Here is a 16,400-nt window from a genome sequence, read left to right on the forward strand (position 1 = left end):
TTTCAGGTTCTGGACCTCTGGCGCATTCCGGGTTGACCCGCTGGAGGCCCGGGAGCATGAGCGGGGGCGCGACCCGAACGGGAGGAGAGGCGGACCATGAAGATTCTGGTGACTGGTGCGACGGGCTACATCGGCGGGGCGGTGGTGGAGGCGCTCGAGCGGGCCGGCCACCAGGTGCTGGGGCTGGCGCGCTCGGAGGAGGCGCGCGGCAAGCTCGCGGCCCGGGGCGTCCAGGCGGTGACGGGCGACCTGAAGGACACCGCGGGGCTGGCCGCCCTGGTGAAGGACCTGGACGCGGTCATCTGGACGGCCACGGCCAACAGCGAGGCCGTGGACGCGCCCGCCGTTGCGGCGGTGCTGGACGCGCTCCAAGGCACGAACAAGGCGTTCCTCTACACGAGCGGCGTCTGGGTGCACGGGGACACGCGCGGCGTCGCCACGGAGGAGTCCCCGCTGAACGCCACGCCCATCGTCTCCTGGCGTCCGGCCGTGGAGCGGCGCGCCCTGAGCACGCCGGGCGTGCGCGGCATCGTCATCCGCCCGGGCGTCGTCTACGGCCACGGCACCGGCATCCCCGCGATGCTCGTCGCGTCCGCGAAGGAGGGCGGCGCCGTCCGCTACGTGGGCACCGGTGAGAACCACTGGCCGGTGGTGTTCGTGGAGGACCTGGCGGACCTCTACGTGCGCGCCGTGGAGAAGGCCCCCGCGGGCACCGTCCTCATCGCCACGCAGGGCCCGGCGGTGAAGGTGAAGGACGCCGCCGCCGCCGCGAGCGAGGCCGCTGGCGTGGCCGGGAAGACCGTCGCGTGGCCCCTGGAGGAGGCCCGGAAGCAGTTCGGCCCGTTCGCGGACGCGCTGGCGTTGGATCAGCAGTTCACCTCCCAGAAGGCGGAGAAGCTGCTGGGCTGGGCACCCCGGGGGCCCGGCCTCCTGGAGGACCTGCGCGCCGGCTCGTACGCGCGGCGCTGATGCAGGACCCCCGCCGCGCACCGGCCCCCGAGGCCGATGGGCGGCGGCACCGCGGCCCGGACCTCAGCTCCGGGCCGCCTTGAGAACCCGAGCGACGACGCCCGCGTCCGTCACGCGCTCGTAGCTCAAGGGCTGCCCGAGCACCGCGCGGTAGCGGTAGACCGTGAAGGGGCCCTTGTCCTCGCTGGCATGCTCCGGCACGAGCACCGCGAAGCTCTCCGTCCCCACGCCCACCACGTCGATGCAGCGCAGCCGCTCCAGCTTCCCCGAGGGGTCGCGCAGGTTGTAGACGTCGTCGATGCTGAAGCTGACCACGCCCTCGCCCTCGGGCCGGGTGGGCAGGTGCTTGCGCAGCAGGCCCACGACCTTGCCCAGGTAGTCCCGGGCGGCGTCGGCCGTGGCCGGCAGCTCCTGGCGCTTCGCGTCCTCGCGCACCAGCGCCACCAGCGTCGCGGCGGGGGTCGCCTTGTCGGCGAGCAGGGTCTCCAGCCCCTCCAGCCCCGTCCACAGCGGGATGCTGTTGAAGCCGAGCGCGTGCTGGACCTGCTCCTCCACCTCCTCCAGCCCCGAGTTGGGGGCGCAGTAGGCCTTCAGGAAGGTGCGCGCCTTCTCGAGCGCGGGCGCCTTCTGGAGGGCCTCCATCCGAGCCTGGAGCTGTTCGAAGGTGGCGGCTGCCTTGGGGTCGGCGTTCATGGGTTCTTGTTACCGGGGAAGGCGGTCAATACCACCACTTGCGGCGGGGTGCCGTCGAGCAGGCGCAGCCGGATGTTGTAGTGGGTCGCGTCCAGCGGGACGGCCCGCCTGGTGCCTGTCGTTGGATCCTCCACGCCCTTGAAGCCCTTGCCCACCTTCGTCCCGGTGGGGACGGGGATGTCCAGGTTGTCGCTGACGCCCTCCAGGGCCAGCTCGGTCCGGATGCGGGGCCAGTTGTCGGCGACGTACTGGTTGAGGGTCGCGTTCATCGTCGCGTCGCTCTCCCACTGGAACGACAGGGGCTCCGCCTTGTTCCAGCCGTCGCCCGTGGTGACGCGGCTCTCGATGCTGCGGGCCCCCGGCGGCGCGTCCGCGACGGAGGTGGGCACCGAGGCGCCGTGCCGGTCGACCGTGTGCGCGTTGTGGGCGGTGCCGTGCGCCAGGTCGTTGGCGGCCACGTCGAGGACGGGGCCATTCGGGTACGCCGCGGCCAGCTGCTGATCGCGGATGACGCCCCGGCGGAGCATCTCCGCCTGGGCCTTCTCCGCGCGCACCTTGGCGTACTGGTTCGTCTCGACGGGGACCTTCTGCCCCGTGGTCGGATCCTCCCGGGTGTAGGGCCCGGGCTTGATGTCCTGGTTGAGCTCGGCCTGGGTGCGGAGCTTCGGGTCGTAGGTGCGCTCGGCGTACGCGCGGTGGCCCTCGCTCACGCGGGCCTTGTATTCGGCCTTCGTCTCCGTGGGGGCGCGCGGGTTGTTGATGGCGGCGTGCTCCGCCGCGTTCATGGGGGCCTGCGCGGGGGGCGTCACGGCCAGCTGGCTGTTCACCGTCGTGCCCACGCCCGGCCAGTCCGGCACCGCGCCCGTCTGGCCGTGCATCGCCACCGAGCCCGTCCCCGGCGCGAGCGAGTTCAGCTTCTGGGCGTGGAACTCAATCTGGAACTCGACGTTGGCGATGTCCCGCTGGAGCGCCGCGCGCTCCGCGACGGTGGCCGCGGTGGGCTTGCCGCTCATGCCCGCGATGCTGTCGTCGATTCTCTTCTGCGCCGCCTCCAGGCCGCCCAGGATGTTCTTGAGCTTCTGCACCTCCAGCTTCGACTCGAAGCCCTGCGTGCCGTAGCCCGGCGTGCGCGTGAGGGCCTGCTGGACGCGGTCCTTGAGCTGGCGGATCTGCCCGGTGGGCCCCTCGTACTTCTGGAGCAGGCGGGCCGTCTCCTGGTGCGCCGCGATGTCCGCGGGCGTGGCGTGCGGCCCCGCCTCGATGCGCACCCGGCCGTTGTCGTAGCGCACCTGGGTGGTGTTGCCCGGCAGGTCCGGGTTGCGCAGGACGGGGATCTCCCGCGGCTTGAGCAGCTCCGCGCCCTTGGCGAAGCCGCCGCTGACCGCGCCGCCCGTGATGGCGCCCACGGTGCCGTCCGTCGCCGCGCGGGTGGCCACGCGGCCCAGGCCCTTGAGGGCGCCGTCCTGCCACGTCTCGCGCTGGGTGGCCGCGTCGACGGCGCCACCGGCCGCGCCGCCGAAGGCGCCTTCCTTCATGCCCTGCTTGATGGCGGTCTTCACGCCGCTCTCCGCCGTCTCCTTCACCGCGGTGCGGGCCGCGGCCTCCGTGACGGTGGTGGCCGCGGCGCGGGTGCCGCCCGTGATGGCGCTGGCGCCCTTGCCCACGGGGATGACCGCCGTGCCGCCCTCCACCGCGCCGATGAGCGCCTGGCGGCTCAGGTCCTGCGCCCCGGCGGCGTCGCCCTGGATGGCGGCGTACGTCACCGCGCGCGTCGTGGCCCCCGCCGCCGCGTATCCGGCGATGGCCAGCGGCGTGGCCGCGCCGCCCGTGGCGATGACGGCCGCGGTGGTGACGGCGACGACGGCCACGGTGGCCGTGGTCTCCGCCAGCGAGTCCTTGCCCGCCTGGAGCGCCTTGACGTCCTCCGTGGCGTAGCCCGTCAACGTCTGCGCGCGCTGGGTATCCCCTGTCTGGAGGGACTGCTCCGCGCGGCCCAGGTTGCGGTCGAGGATGTCGTTGTCCGACTCGCCCTTGGTCAGGTGCTGCACTCCGTCCAGCAGGCTGACGCCCAGGCCCGACTCGTTGGCCTGGACCTCGCGCAGGCGCCGCACGCGCTCCTGCGCGGCGTTGGGGTCGTTGGGGTCGATGGCGCCCAGGTCGAAGTCCTGCTTGAGCAGCTCCAGCTCGTCGCGGCCGTCCAGCTCGCTGTCCAGCTCCGAGCGCAGGTCCTTGCCGTACTTCTGCTGGTAGGCGGCGGAGATGGCGTTGAGGTCTTCCTTGGACTTGCCGCTCAGCACCGAGCGGATGGCGTCCTCGTCCGTGCCCAGGCCGTCCATGGCCAGGAACAGCTTCTCCGCGGCGGCCTCCGCCTGCCCCTGCGCGTCGTCGGCCGCGGGCGGGTTGAGCATGCGCAGCGTGACGTCGCGGTCGCCGCCGTCCCACTGGCGGACCTGGTCCTCCAGGGACTGGCCCGTCTGGCGTTGGTACTCGGCCTTGATGGCGGTGAGCTGGTCGGGCGTCTTGCCTTGCAGGATGTCGCGCACGCCGCTCTCGTCCGCGCCGAAGAAGCCGCCCATCGCCTCGCGCAGCCGGGCCGCGTCCGCCTGGGCCGGGTTGCCCTGCAGCATGCCGATGGCGCGGTCGTACTCCTCCGTGGACAGGTCGTCCTTGAGCTTCGCCTTCAGGCCCTCGTCCTGCGCGAGGATCTGACGCTGCTCGGGGGTGGCCTTCTCCAGGCGCTCGAAGAGGCGGCCCTCGTCGGTGCCCCAGCCGGCCATGTCCTCTTCCAGGCCGGCCTTGAGCGCCTGGGCCTCCAGCGCCGTGGCCTCCGCGGGGTTCGTGGCCTGTCCCGCGCCGAGCATGCTCCGGGCCCGCTCCAGCTGGGCGCCGTCCATCTCGCGTCCCAGGCGGGACAGCAGGAAGTCCTCGGGCGTCTGGCCCGGCGCGGTGCCGCCGTTCAATTCCGCGAACTGCTGGGCGATGGCGTGGCGCTCCTCCGGGGCGCGCTTCTCCAGCACCTTGAGCATGTCCTCGTTGGTGCCGAAGAGGCTGTCCATCTCCGACTGGAGGTTGACCGCGTCGCTCTTCGCGGTGTTGGACTGGAGCATGCCCTCCGCGCGCTGCCAGTCGGAGCCGCTCAGCTCGCCCCGGATGGTCTCATCCAGGTTCTTGCCGTAGTGGTCCTGGTAGCTCTGGCGGATCATCGCCAGCTGCTCCGGGCTCTTGCCCTCCAGCGTCTGGAAGAGCTTGTCCTCGTCGGTGCCCCAGCCGGTGAGGCCCCCTTCCATGGCCTCGCGCAGGGCGCTGGCGTCCTTGTCCGCCTGGGCCTGCGTATACGACGGCGCGGCGGGCGCGGGGGCCGGCGCGGGAGGCGTGGCCGCGACCTGGGGACCGGCGACGGTGCTGGCGGTCGCGGGCGGGGTGGGCGTGCCCAGCGACGGGCCAGTCCGGGCCTGGGGACGCTCGAAGGAGGAGCGGTCCCGCTGCGGAGGCTTGGGAGGGGGAGGTGGGGGCGGAGGCGGCGCGGGGGCCTGGGGCTGCTGCGGGAGCGTGCGCTGAACGCCGTTGTTGCGAGGACCGTCGATCGCCATCGTCTGTCTCCGAAGACTTCTGCGCTCGGTGGGTCCAAATGCTGGCGCCCTGGAACCGCGGCGTCCCCCGCCACCGGGTGCAATCCTTTTCAGATTATCGCACCGACCCACCCCAGGGTTTCGGATGGCCCCCGATGGGTAGGAATTACAGTGGGTGTCTGCCTACACGGTGCGCGTGGCGCGCAGGCGGGGTGGGGTGAAAGACAGCTCCCGGACGCGGAGCCGGGACGTGGTGAAGCCATCGAAGCGGCGGGGCGCCTCCTGGGCCCCGGCGCGCAGGGCGACGTGGGACTCCACGTCCAACTCCAACTGGACGGGCCACAGCCGGTCCAGGGCGAGCAGGCAGCCTCCGTGACCCTTGGCCTCCGTGTGCATCGTCTCTCCGCCGTTGGGGGTGCGGAGCGAGGCGGGCACCGGCTGGGGCGTGCGCGGCGTCTCCCATTGGAGGCGCAGGCCCACGGACTGGCGCTCCAGGCTGCGCAGCTCCACGCGCGTGGTGGCCCCGGTGAGCGCTCCGCTCCCCACGCCCTGCTGTTCCCACCGGGCCCCGAGCCCCACGGGTTCGGTGGGCAGGAAGGTGCCCAGGTCCTTGAGCAGGTCCGCCATCTGTTGCATCTGGCCTCGCACGGGCGCGGAGAGGTCCGGCGGCAGCTTCCACTCGAAGCCGGTGGAGCGGCCGTGGGGGCCCACCTGCCCCTCGCCCTTCAATCCCGGCAGGGGCGCGAGCTGCGCGCGGGCCGCCTCCACGGCGCGCACGGGCGTGCGCGCGGCGACGAGCAGGTCCACTTCTTCCAGCGTGAAGCGGTAGCGCGCGGTGCCGTCCGGGAGCACCCGCAGCACCTCCGCGACCATCACCATCTGGACGCCTGGAAGCGAAGGCCCGGGCCTGGTCCGGCCCGCGTCGCGCAGCGTGGTGGTGCTCTCCGAGCGCATGCCAATGCGTTGCACCCCGCCGAACAGGGGGCGCAGCAAGAGAGGCTGATGGGGTGCATGACCGCGTCGCAGGACGTGCATGGGCCGCGAGTCTAGCCCCGCCGCGCGGCTTGTGAATCCAGGCACACGGCGCGGGTTGCGAGGGGGGCTCGTGGCGGTTACGCATGCGCCGTGGTCATGGGTCGCCGTCAGCGTCCTCCGGGACGACGAAAGGCCGCATCCCCATGTCGAACGAAACAGCAGCCCCCGTGCCGCTGGAAGTGGGTCAGGTCCGGTTCGATGCGTTCAAGAGCCTCTGGCTCTGGAGCATGGTGATTCCAGGCGTGGTCCTCGGGCCCCTGTCCGTGACGCCCGCGACGCTCACGGCGTCCCTGGGGATGACCTTCCTGACGCTGTGCCTGGGGCACTCCGTGGGGTTGCACCGGGGCGTCATCCACCGCACCTACGAAGCGGGCCCCGTCGTGCGCGGCGCCCTGGCGTACCTCTTCGTCCTGAGCGGCCTGGGCGGGCCCCTGTCCTGGGCGCGGCTGCACGCCGTGCGCGACCACTGGCAGAACCAGCGCGACTGCCCGCCGTACTTCGCGTACCGGCACTCGCTGGCGCGCGACTTCGTGTGGAACCTGCACCTGCGCTTCGATGCGGCGGATGACCGGGCCCTGTCGCGCCTGCCTCCGGACGTGATGGAGGACCGGTGGCTGCGCTTCCTGGCGCGCACCTGGCCGTTGCACGTGCTCGCGCTGGCGGCGGTCACCTTCGCGGTGGGCGGGCCTGGCGCGGTGGCTGTCTGTATTTGCGCTCGCACCGCCGGAGGCATCCTGGGCCACTGGTTCGTCGGCTACGTCGCGCATGTCTGGGGTTCGCGGCCGCATGCCGTTCCGGGCGCGACGGAGAGCGGCACGAATGTCTGGCTATTGGGGGTGCTCTCCTTCGGGGAGGGTTTTCACAACAACCACCATGCGTTCGCCGGTTCGGCGCGGATGGGCCTGCGGACCCACGAGCTCGACCTGGGCTGGCTCAGCCTCCGCGCGATGGAGGCCGTCGGGCTCGTCCGCTCGGTCAGAAGCCACCGCTTTCACGGTGAACCATCCCGGCTGTGATGTCTTTGGATAAAACAGAGTCCGCGCAAATCCAGCCAGCGCCGTCTCGGTGGGCGAGGGGGAATTTCCCAGGGGGCGAGAACGCACCGGGTGGGGACGAAAGACATCGCGGAGCCCCTCGCGATTGTTTATAGGACGTGTTCCGCCAAGGCCCGCTTGGAGGCAGCACTGAAGCGCTCGTACCCCCGGAACTTTCCCACGCACTCTTTGTATTGGTTCGTTGGGGGAGGGGTCCTCATCTATGTGGTGGCGGCGGCGTTTCTCGCGCCCACCTCGGTGCGCCTGCTGCCCCTGGAGGTGATCCAGGCCCTGTTCCATGACCGCTTCGGGCCCTTCATCCTGTTGTTCGGCGCCCCCTGCGGCATCTACCTCATTGGGTGGCGGGCGGATGACCTCTTCGTCTGGATGGTCGCGCCGCGCGCGCTGACGTTGGACGACGAGGGGCTGCGCGACGGCGACACGCGGGTGCGGTGGCGGGACGTGCGGGAGATCGTCGAACAGCCCGCGCACGACCGGGTCGTCCTGCGCCACGCGGGGGGACGCTACCGGCTGCGGCTGGGCCTCTGGGGTGACTCGGAGGAGCTGCACCAGGAGGTGCAGGGGCAGGTCGTGTCGCGGCTGCTGGAGCGCGTGCACCTCCAGGTCGCCGCCGGGCAGGCGGTGCGCTTCGGCCCGCTGACCCTGGGCGACGCGGGGCTGACCCACAAGGGGCGGCTGCTGACCTGGGAGGACATCGAGAGCATCCGCCTCCAGGACGAGGTGGACCACGGCGTGGCGGCGCGCGAGCTGGTCATCGTCGCGCAGGGCAGGACCCGGAAGTTCGACACCTCGAAGATCGTCAACGCGCCAGTGCTGCTGGCCTACCTGTCAGACCGGCTGGCCGGCTGACCTCCTCTTCACACCCGGACACTCCCATGGAAGTCTACCGTTCCCCCAAGGCGAAGAAGCAGGTGGAGCAGCCGAAGGCCATCTACTACTCGCGGACCCGGCTCATCATCGGCGCGGTCATCTGGTCGCTGGCGGTCGCCTTCTTCGGCGCGCTCGCCTGGCGCTCGAGGACGGAGACCGGCGCGCTGGCCTTCGCGGGGGTGGTCACGCTGGGCGCGGCCTGGATGTTCTTCAGCTGTGTCCGGCCGCTGGGGAGCCTGGACACGCCCGTGCTGCTCATTGGCCGGGACGGCATCCGCTTCCCGGATGGCGTCCTCATCGCCTGGGCGGACATGGAGGAGAACGTCTACTTCCACCAGTCGTACATGGGCATCCCCATCATGAAGCTGGTGCAGGTCAAGACCACGCTCAAGAAGCCCCGCCTCAAGAAGCTGCGGGTCTCCGCGCTCGCCATGAACAGCGACGAGTACCTGGCGCTCTGTGACAGCTACAGCCAGGGCGAGAGCCCGTCCTCCGCGCGCTGAGCGGGGCTAGGGGACGGCCGGAGCGGGGGGCAGGCCGACGACCCGTGTCCCGCCGTCCTTGTCCACCTCCAGCGTGAGGCGGGGCTTTCCCTGGGCGTCGTGGAGCACGATGCTCGCCACGCCATCCACCACGCCCAGGGTGATGCGCTCCTTCCAGTCACGCCGGAAGGTGATGTTGGGCTGGCCCTGGATGAGGCTCATGCACATCGCCTCGTAGCCCTCCTTGCTGTCGAAGCACAGCCCGCGGATGTCCAGGGAGTCGATCATCCCCAGGCCGCCCACCTCCTCGCCGGAGGCATCCATGAACTGGATGCCGTAGGCGGTGACGGCGCGCTTCAGGCCCTTGGGGTCGGGCATGGGCGCGCTGATGCGCACGCGCGCCTGTCCTTTCTCATCGACGATGTTCAGCTCCCGCACGGAGAGCGAGTCGGTGGGCCGGGACGTGGTGGAGCAGGCCCCGAACAGCAGGCCCGCGGAGGAGACGGCGACGCACAGGGACGGACGCAAGGGGGAGCGGAGCATGGTGAGCGTCAGGCTAGACGCCCCCGCGCACCGGCTGCTCCACGGCCCGCTGGTCAGCGTGTCATCGGTCCGTCATGACGCCCCAAAGGGAATCGCAAGGCGCGTCACGCGCCCTGCGTTCCCCGGGACGGCCTCTTGCCTGAGCGCGGACTACGCGGGCAGCGTGCCCTGGCCGGTGGCCAGGGTGTTCATGAAGCTCTTCACCTTCTGCACGTAGGTGGCGTCACCCGTGCCCGCGGGGATCGCGTCGGGGTTGCTCTTGTCCACGCCGTTCGGGCCGGAGTTGTAGGCGCGCAGGGCCAGGTCCACGCTGCCGAACTGCTCCTTCATGTCCTTCATGTAGAAGGCGCCCGCGAGGATGTTGGTCTCCGGGTCGGCGAGGTTCTTGCCCTGGAGCTCCGGGTGCTTCGCCTGCAGCTCCTGGTAGGTGTTGGGGTTCACCTGCATCAGGCCGGTGTCCGTCAGGCCATTGCCGCCGTTGGTGGTGACGGCCTCCAGGTTGCCGCGCGACTCCTGCCAGATCTGCGCGGCCAGCATCTCCGCGGGCATGCCCGTCTTGGCCGCCGCGGACTCGATGGCGCCCCGGAACTTCTCCAGGCCCGCGGGCAGGTTGCCGCCCAGGCGCGAGCCGCCGGACGGGCCCTGCTGCGACGTCACCGGGCTGGGGGTGTTCTGCTGCGACGGCGCCGGGCTGGCGCCATCCTGGCGCAGCGGGGGCGGGATCGGGCCCGTGTTCTGCGCGACGGGGTTGAGGTCCACGGGAGGCCGGCCCGACGCGTCCTTCGGCGTGAAGCTGCTGCCGGAGGACTGCGAACCCGAGCACCCCTTCGCGCCCGTGACGCCCTGCGCGTCCTGCCCGCCGGTGAGGCCCTGGAGCCCCTGCGCGCCGCTCGCCTGCGCCACCAGCTGCACGATGGAGCTCAGCACCGACAGCGTGTCCTGGAGCAGCTTGCCCAGCTCCTGGCCCTTGCCGGAGCCGGCGTCGAAGCCGTCCTGCTGGAGCGCGGCCAGCCCGGGGGAGGACAGCCGGGAGCCCGGCTTCTGGCTGGAGGAGGCACCCCCCACGCCGCCCTGGAAGCTCGACGGGCGGGACACGGCGCTGTCCTGCGTGGAGAGGCGGGAGGCGGGAGCGGAGGCGCTGCGGAAGGCCGAGATGCTCATGGGGGTGTTCCTCGAAGGGGATTGGGAGTTCGGTGAAGCGACGGGGACTCCCTTAGCAGCCGGTGTGCCAGCCCCTTCGGACCGGCCGGGCGCTGGCAACCCATTGATTTCACATGGGGCGCCGGAGCACGGGGATGGCGCTGGTGGGGGGCGCCCTGATGACTGCCGTCATCGGCCCGGTGGCCAGCGTCACCAGCCGAACCGCCGGGCGCGGACGGGATTGGCGGAGGAGGGCGAGTCGGGCAGAACGGGCCGCATGGCCGACATCACCCACCGCATCGTGAAGACGAACGGCATCCACCTCCACATCGCGGAGGCGGGGCGCGGGCCTCTCGTGCTGCTCCTCCATGGGTGGCCGGAGTCCTGGTACTCGTGGCGCCATCAGCTCACGGCGCTCGCGGAGGCCGGCTACCACGCCGTCGCGCCGGACGTCCGCGGCTACGGCCAGAGCGACAAGCCCCAGGCCGTCGAGGCGTACAGCATGAAGCAGCTGCTGGCGGACTTCGTGGGCCTGCTGGATGCGCTGGGGGAGAAGACCGCCGTCGTGGTCGGGCATGACTGGGGGGCGGCGATGGCGTGGACCTGCGCGGCGCTCCACCCGGACCGCTTCCGCGCCGTCGTCGGCATGAGCGTGCCGCACCTGGGCCGCGCGCCCATGCCGCCCACGCAGCTCTTCAAGCGCATGTTCGGGGAGACGTGGTTCTACATCCTCTACTTCCAGGAGCCGGGCGTCGCGGAGGCGGAGTTCGAGGCGGACATCCCCAGGACGGTCCGCATCCTCCTCGCGGGCGTCCCCGGCTTCGACCCGAAGGACCGGACCGTGCAGGCGAAGAAGGCAGGGGACGGGTTCCTCACGGGGCTCGAGGCCCCGGACACGCTGCCCTCCTGGCTCACGGAGGCGGATGTCGCGTACTTCGCGAAGGAGCTGGCCGGCAGCGGCTTCCGGGGAGGGCTCAACCGCTACCGCAACATGGACCGCGACTGGGCGGAGCTGCCCGAACTGGCGACGGTGAAGATCGAGCAGCCCGCGCTCTTCCTCATCGGAGAGAAGGACCCGGGGCGCGCCTTCGCCCCTCCCGACCTCATGGCGGCCCTGGTGCCCGACCTCCGGGGACAGCACGTCCTCCCGGGCGCGGGCCATTGGCTCCAACAGGAGCGCGCTGCGGAAGTGAACGCCGCGCTCCTGGACTTCCTGAAGGCGTTGCCCTCCTGACAGGGCGGGGGGACAGGAGGCGCTGGCTCCGCGCGCGCGTCGTGCTATCGACGGCCCCATGAGCGCTGAGAACCCAAGCATCCTGTCCCATGTCTCCGTTGGCACGAATGACTACGCGCGGGCGGTGGCCTTCTACGATCAGGTCCTGGCCACGCTGGGCTGCCGCCGCGTCCTGGAGTTCCCGAACGCTGCGGCCTACGGCCGCCAGTTCCCGGAGTTCTGGGTCCAGGCCCCCATCAATGGCCAGCCCGCGAGCCTGGGCAATGGCACGCACTTCGGCTTCATCGCGCCGTCGAAGCAGGCGGTGCATGACTTCCATCAGGCGGCGCTCGCGGCGGGAGGCACCGATGACGGCGCTCCGGGGCCGCGTCCCCTCTACGGCGCGCCCTACTACGGCTGCTTCGTGAGGGATCCCGACGGCCACAAGGTGGAGGCGTCCTTCTGGGATGAAGCGGCGGGCGGTGGCCACGGGGGCGCGTGAGCCTCGCTCGCGGCATCGCCGTGCTTCGACACAGCGGGGCCTCGCGCTCGTCGCGCGGGTCCTGCCACGGCGCATGACGTCTTCTCGAAGCAGGAAACTTCCGGACGCCCTCTTCCCATAATCCGAGACGACCGGGACGGACCCGGCCGCGAGCTTCGGGCTTCGGAGATGGCGATGCGCGTCAATAGCGGTGGTGTTTCTCAGACGGGCACGGCCTCCGGGAGCGATGGCGCGGCGGAGGCGGCGCGGCGCGCGGCGGAGGAAGCACGGCGGGCGGCCGAGGAGGCGATGCGGCGGGCCCAGCAGGCGGCGGCCGAGGCGGAGCGGGCGAGGGCACAGCTCCAGGCGGCGTCGACGAACGTGGGGCCCTCGCGTCAGCCCGGCGCGGATCCGCAGGGCGGCCTGAAGCTGGAGCAGCGCTCGGTGGCGGCGGACGCGAATGCCCGGCAGCTCGCGACGGAGGCGCGGAACGCGACGCAGCACGCGAACACCACCGCCCTGGCCGCGGGCCGGCCCGCGCCCTTCCCGGCGGGACCTTCCCTCCGCAACACGTTGCTGGCGGACGGCGGTGACTTCTCCGGCCGTCCCAAGGCCTCGCTCTTCGGGACTCCCTCGCTCGGGGCCACCCCCGCGAACTTCCGCGCGGACGCGGGCGCCGTCACGGGCCCGTCCACGGCGGCGCCGGCCGCGGCGGCCACTGGCGCGACGACGGTCGACGAGGCGCGCACCAACCTGGTCGACGCCAAGCAGTCGTACGACGACGCGCACAAGAAGACCGCGGAGCTGAACGAGAAGCTCAACCAGGAGCTCGCCAAGCTGGGGCCGGCGCTCACCGACGCACAGAAGCAGCAGTACGTGCAGGAGTTCCGGGAGAGCCACCCGGATGAGTTCGCCGCCGAAGAGGCCGCGGCGAAGAAGCTCAACGACGCGCTGAATGATCCGAAGCTGCTCGAGGCCGCGAAGAACAACCCGGACGTCGCGAAGGAGAGCGTCGACGCGGCGAAGTCGCTCGCTGAGTCGCCCCAGGCCAAGGGCGCGCTGGAGTGGGCCGCCAAGGCGATGGATCCGCAGGGCCCGGCGGGCACCGCCTTCGAAGGCCTGAAGGATCAGATCGACGAGGACGTCACGGCGCCGGCGCTCTCCACCGCCGCGGGCCAGCTGCTCACGGAGAACGGCGGGGACGCCCAGGCGGCGCTGAAGGCGCTGACGGAGCTCACCCAACCGCTCGTTCCTCTCTCCAAGGGGGGCGCGGCCCTCAAGAACGGCATCCAGACCATCAAGGCCGCGCTCGACTCAGGCGACCCGAACCCCCTGCGCCAGCTCTCCCAGTCGGGGGGCAAGCTGGGCACGGCCCTGGCGGGCGTGGGCGTCGCCTTCGGGCTGGCGAGCGCGGCGACGGATGCCGCGCGAGGTGAGTGGGGCAAGGTCGTCAAGGACCTGGCGAACGCGGGCCGCAGTGGCGCGCAGGCCGCCGCCGCGGTGATGCGCACCCTGGGCGAGTCCGGCCGCATCGCCGCGCAGACGGGGGAGAAGGCGGCGCAGTTCCTCTCCCGACTGGCGCCCGCGCTGGGCGTGGTGGCCAACTCGGTGGTGCTCGCGGAGCACTTCAAGGACTTCCTGGATGATCCGTCCGTGGGCGGCGGCGTCCAGGCCTTCGGCGACGCGGTGGCCGTGGTGGGCGCGGGCCTGGGCACGGTGCTCCCCGGCGTCGGTCAGATTGTCGAGGGCGTGGGCCTGGTGCTCTCCGCGCTGGGCGGCCTCATCGTGGGCAAGGAGAAGCAGGAGGCGCTGGACAACGAGTCGGAGGGCATCCTCAAGCAGATGGGCATGGACCCCGACGTGGCGAAGACCCTCGCCCACGGGGATGAGCAGCCCGAGCGCCTGTCCAAGGACCTGGGCCTGTCGCCGGAGCAGATCCAGGACGTCGCGAAGCGCTACCCGACGCTCTTCGACGCCCCGGGCCTGGGACAGGCCGCCATCGACGCGGCCAAGGCGTGCGGAATGAAGGGCCAGGACGCGGTGGGCTTCATCGACGCGATGGCGAAGGACAACGGGGACTTCGCGTGGGACCTGCTGGGCGTCAAGCCGATGATCCAGGGCGACGGCACGCACCCGACCTCCACGGACGACTCCTGGCGAGCGTATGTGCAGGGCCGCTACCCGACCGCCTACGCGCACGCGCAGGAGCACGCGCCGGACCTCTTTGGGGCCAGCGCGGAGTCGCGGCTGCGCGCGGACCGCGACTTCGAACAGAACGCGGGGATGATGGACTTCCCGCTCACGTACGCGCGCCTGTGCGACAAGAACAAGGGCGACGAGGCGTACACCAGCGAGTTCATCCACCGCATGAAGGACAACGGCTACCTCGACAACTTCGTGCGCTTCATCGACCAGAACGGCCTGGACATGGATCGCAGCGGCGCGAAGGCCGCGCTCGACGCGGCGTTGAAGACAGGCGTGCTCTCCGAGGCGGACGTCCAGGGCTACCTCAACGGCGGCAACGGCGACGCCTGGCGCTCCATCCTCGGCCGCTGAGCGGGGGCCTTCCGCGCGCGGAGTGCCACGGCTCCGGCCCTCGTCGGAGCACGAGCTGTTAGCTTCTCCAGGCATGGGCGAACTCCGGGTGGAGCGGTTTGGCCGGTATGAGCTGTTGATGCCGGTTGAGTTCAGCGGGTTCGCCAGGCTGTACCTGGCGCGCGACACGGAGGCGCCGGGTGCCAGCACGCCCGTGCTCCTCAAGCGGCTCTCCGAGGTCTATTCAGGCGACGCTGCGTTCATCGAGAAGTTCCTCACCTCGGCCCGCAGGACCGCGAAGTCCCACCACGACAACATCGCGCGGACGTTGGACTTCGGCGTGGTGGGAGGCGAGTACTTCCTCGCCCGGGAGTGGGTGGACGGCCGCGACCTGATGGGCGTGCGGCACTCGGCCAGGAGACGGGGCCTGAAGGGGATGCCCGAGCCCATCGCCGTGAGCGTCACCCGCGACGTCTGTCAGGCCCTGCATCATGCCCATACGCGAATGGGCATGCTCCACGGAAGCCTCTCCCCCCGCCATGTCCTGCTGGGGTTTGGAGGAGCGGTGAAGGTCATCGACTTCTCCCACGACTGGCGGATGCTCTCTCCCGACACGGTGTCCCGGTTGAACATCATGACGGGCAAGCTCCAGTACTTCACTCCGGAATGGGCCGCTGGCCTCGCGGAGGATGCCCGCTCGGAGGTCTATCTGACGGGGGTGATGCTCTACCAGTTCTTGTGCGGAGAGCTTCACCTGCGCGGCGACTCCGATCTCGCGCGGCTCGATGAGGTACGGCAGGGCCGGCTGATCCCCGCGCGACAGCACAAGCCCTCTCTGGATGAGGAGCTTCTGGGCATCCTCCAGCGGGCCTTGATGACGTCGCCAGAGGACCGGTACCCGTCCGCCCAGGCGCTGCGCGACGCGCTGTCGGATTGGATGTCCGCCCACGCGCCTTCGTTCCACGCCGACGACCGCGGCCAGTGGCTGGTGCGGCTTCGTCAGGAGTCGGAGGGCAGGGGGAAGTGAACAGGCTGCTTGCGCGGCTCAATCCAGCGCGGACGCGGGCGCGTGGACTGGGGCCTCCCCGGACAGCTGGGCCCTCGTGCCGGTCCGCGCTTCGAAGCGGCGGATGAACTCCTTCAGCCGGTCCGCGGTGAAGCGCTCGCGAGGAATCCCAGTAACGCGGATGGCGCCCTCGATGGCCTCGGGAGACCCCTCCACCTCGACGAGCAGGTCCATGCGCGGGAACTGCTCGAAGCGCAGGGTGGCGTCCCCGCACGCGTACCAGGCGATCTCCCGCGTCAGGTGCTCGCCCGGCGTGAAGCCGGTGCGCTCCAGGATGTCCCGCAGGGTGGAGGGGTCCTCCACCCGGGTGCTCAACTCCTCCCGCACCTTGTAGCCGTGCTCCAGGCTCGCGCCGCCCTTCCACGTCAGCTCCGACCACTGGCTTTCAGGGGACTGGTAGGTGCGGATCCGCAGCCGCCCGGTGCCGCCGTCCTTGCGCGTGTAGTACCGGTCCTCCATCGTCCCGGCGAAGCGCAGCGTGCCGCCCGCCGCCTCGACCCGGCTGCGGCAGCGCGCGACGTCGTCCACGACGCTCTTGAGCTCCACCTCACGCATGACGCGTCATGATGGCGGGCGCCCATGAGACGCGCATGGGGAGGGGATGAGGGCTCTCTCATCCGCTAACGGTCGCACGTGAAGCGCCCCAAGATGGGCGGGTCCGTGCCGTGCCGGAAGCGACGCCGGGCTGACACGTTCACCGACTCCAGGGCAGCGTGGTGCATGCCCCGGGATGCGCGGCGCTCCTTGGG

14 protein-coding genes are annotated in these 16,400 nt (G+C 71.3%); 8 read left to right on the forward strand and 6 right to left on the reverse strand.

Annotation, left to right across the window (positions count from 1 at the left end):
* Positions 1-96: 96 nt before the first annotated feature.
* Positions 97-969 (forward strand): NAD-dependent epimerase/dehydratase family protein, encoded by an 873-nt coding sequence (locus GTY96_RS04370; protein WP_161663928.1) that lies wholly within the window; start codon positions 97-99, stop codon positions 967-969.
* Between the two features lie 63 nt (positions 970-1,032).
* Here GTY96_RS04370 and GTY96_RS04375 read toward each other — a convergent pair whose 3' ends face one another.
* The 3 genes from GTY96_RS04375 to GTY96_RS04385 form a co-directional block, all read right to left on the reverse strand.
* On the reverse strand, positions 1,033-1,662 hold the full coding sequence (locus GTY96_RS04375; protein ID WP_161663929.1) for a hypothetical protein: 630 nt from the start codon (positions 1,660-1,662) through the stop codon (positions 1,033-1,035).
* Positions 1,659-5,252, reverse strand: coding sequence for an annexin (locus tag GTY96_RS04380; protein WP_161663930.1), 3,594 nt, complete (start codon positions 5,250-5,252; stop codon positions 1,659-1,661). Before GTY96_RS04380 ends, GTY96_RS04375 begins: the two co-directional genes overlap by 4 nt.
* Positions 5,253-5,414: 162 nt before the next feature.
* On the reverse strand, positions 5,415-6,224 hold the full coding sequence (locus tag GTY96_RS04385; RefSeq protein ID WP_143898740.1) for a hypothetical protein: 810 nt from the start codon (positions 6,222-6,224) through the stop codon (positions 5,415-5,417).
* A gap of 185 nt (positions 6,225-6,409) precedes the next feature.
* On the opposite strand from GTY96_RS04385, the gene GTY96_RS04390 reads away from it, so the two are divergent.
* From GTY96_RS04390 to GTY96_RS04400, 3 genes are all read left to right on the forward strand, one after another.
* Positions 6,410-7,282, forward strand: coding sequence for an acyl-CoA desaturase (locus GTY96_RS04390; RefSeq protein ID WP_235685313.1), 873 nt, complete (start codon positions 6,410-6,412; stop codon positions 7,280-7,282).
* Positions 7,283-7,528: 246 nt separating this feature from the next.
* Positions 7,529-8,170, forward strand: a complete 642-nt coding sequence (locus GTY96_RS04395) for a DUF6585 family protein (RefSeq protein WP_328700763.1) — start codon at positions 7,529-7,531, stop codon at positions 8,168-8,170.
* A 26-nt stretch (positions 8,171-8,196) separates the two neighbouring features.
* Positions 8,197-8,694, forward strand: a complete 498-nt coding sequence (locus tag GTY96_RS04400; protein ID WP_161663933.1) for a hypothetical protein — start codon at positions 8,197-8,199, stop codon at positions 8,692-8,694.
* A gap of 6 nt (positions 8,695-8,700) precedes the next feature.
* On the opposite strand, the gene GTY96_RS04405 is transcribed toward GTY96_RS04400, so the two are convergent.
* Both GTY96_RS04405 and GTY96_RS04410 read right to left on the reverse strand, forming a co-directional pair.
* Positions 8,701-9,216, reverse strand: coding sequence for a hypothetical protein (locus tag GTY96_RS04405; RefSeq protein ID WP_143898744.1), 516 nt, complete (start codon positions 9,214-9,216; stop codon positions 8,701-8,703).
* A 150-nt stretch (positions 9,217-9,366) separates the two neighbouring features.
* Positions 9,367-10,377 carry a lytic transglycosylase domain-containing protein gene (locus GTY96_RS04410; RefSeq protein WP_161663934.1) on the reverse strand — a complete coding sequence of 337 codons (1,011 nt, stop codon included), beginning with the start codon at positions 10,375-10,377 and terminating at the stop codon, positions 9,367-9,369.
* Between the two features lie 256 nt (positions 10,378-10,633).
* On the opposite strand from GTY96_RS04410, the gene GTY96_RS04415 reads away from it, so the two are divergent.
* The 4 genes from GTY96_RS04415 to GTY96_RS04430 all read left to right on the forward strand — a co-directional run bounded on the left by GTY96_RS04415 (position 10,634) and on the right by GTY96_RS04430 (position 15,612).
* Entirely contained in the window at positions 10,634-11,590 is a 957-nt protein-coding gene (locus tag GTY96_RS04415) for an alpha/beta fold hydrolase (RefSeq protein WP_143898746.1), read from the forward strand.
* Positions 11,591-11,648: 58 nt separating this feature from the next.
* Positions 11,649-12,071, forward strand: coding sequence for a VOC family protein (locus GTY96_RS04420; RefSeq protein WP_143898747.1), 423 nt, complete (start codon positions 11,649-11,651; stop codon positions 12,069-12,071).
* 174 nt (positions 12,072-12,245) lie between these two features.
* Positions 12,246-14,606 (forward strand): phage tail tape measure protein, encoded by a 2,361-nt coding sequence (locus GTY96_RS04425; RefSeq protein ID WP_235685315.1) that lies wholly within the window; start codon positions 12,246-12,248, stop codon positions 14,604-14,606.
* A 73-nt stretch (positions 14,607-14,679) separates the two neighbouring features.
* Positions 14,680-15,612, forward strand: a complete 933-nt coding sequence (locus GTY96_RS04430; RefSeq protein WP_161663935.1) for a serine/threonine protein kinase — start codon at positions 14,680-14,682, stop codon at positions 15,610-15,612.
* 18 nt (positions 15,613-15,630) lie between these two features.
* Here the strand turns inward: GTY96_RS04430 and GTY96_RS04435 are convergent, their stop codons facing one another.
* Positions 15,631-16,206, reverse strand: coding sequence for a CYTH domain-containing protein (locus tag GTY96_RS04435; protein ID WP_143898750.1), 576 nt, complete (start codon positions 16,204-16,206; stop codon positions 15,631-15,633).
* Between the last annotated feature and the right edge of the window lie 194 nt (positions 16,207-16,400).

Source organism: Corallococcus silvisoli (assembly GCF_009909145.1).
GTDB classification, from domain to species: Bacteria; Myxococcota; Myxococcia; order Myxococcales; family Myxococcaceae; genus Corallococcus; species Corallococcus silvisoli.

Bases quoted from the DNA above. Each gene is read 5' to 3' on its own strand.
- GTY96_RS04370 (WP_161663928.1), top strand. From the start codon at position 97: ATGAAGATTCTGGTGACTGGTGCGACGGGCTACATCGGCGGGGCGGTG.
- GTY96_RS04375 (WP_161663929.1), bottom strand. From the start codon at position 1,662: ATGAACGCCGACCCCAAGGCAGCCGCCACCTTCGAACAGCTCCAGGCT.
- GTY96_RS04380 (WP_161663930.1), bottom strand. From the start codon at position 5,252: ATGGCGATCGACGGTCCTCGCAACAACGGCGTTCAGCGCACGCTCCCG.
- GTY96_RS04390 (WP_235685313.1), top strand. From the start codon at position 6,410: ATGTCGAACGAAACAGCAGCCCCCGTGCCGCTGGAAGTGGGTCAGGTC.
- GTY96_RS04400 (WP_161663933.1), top strand. From the start codon at position 8,197: ATGGAAGTCTACCGTTCCCCCAAGGCGAAGAAGCAGGTGGAGCAGCCG.
- GTY96_RS04405 (WP_143898744.1), bottom strand. From the start codon at position 9,216: ATGCTCCGCTCCCCCTTGCGTCCGTCCCTGTGCGTCGCCGTCTCCTCC.
- GTY96_RS04410 (WP_161663934.1), bottom strand. From the start codon at position 10,377: ATGAGCATCTCGGCCTTCCGCAGCGCCTCCGCTCCCGCCTCCCGCCTC.
- GTY96_RS04415 (WP_143898746.1), top strand. From the start codon at position 10,634: ATGGCCGACATCACCCACCGCATCGTGAAGACGAACGGCATCCACCTC.
- GTY96_RS04420 (WP_143898747.1), top strand. From the start codon at position 11,649: ATGAGCGCTGAGAACCCAAGCATCCTGTCCCATGTCTCCGTTGGCACG.
- GTY96_RS04425 (WP_235685315.1), top strand. From the start codon at position 12,246: ATGCGCGTCAATAGCGGTGGTGTTTCTCAGACGGGCACGGCCTCCGGG.
- GTY96_RS04430 (WP_161663935.1), top strand. From the start codon at position 14,680: ATGGGCGAACTCCGGGTGGAGCGGTTTGGCCGGTATGAGCTGTTGATG.
- GTY96_RS04435 (WP_143898750.1), bottom strand. From the start codon at position 16,206: ATGCGTGAGGTGGAGCTCAAGAGCGTCGTGGACGACGTCGCGCGCTGC.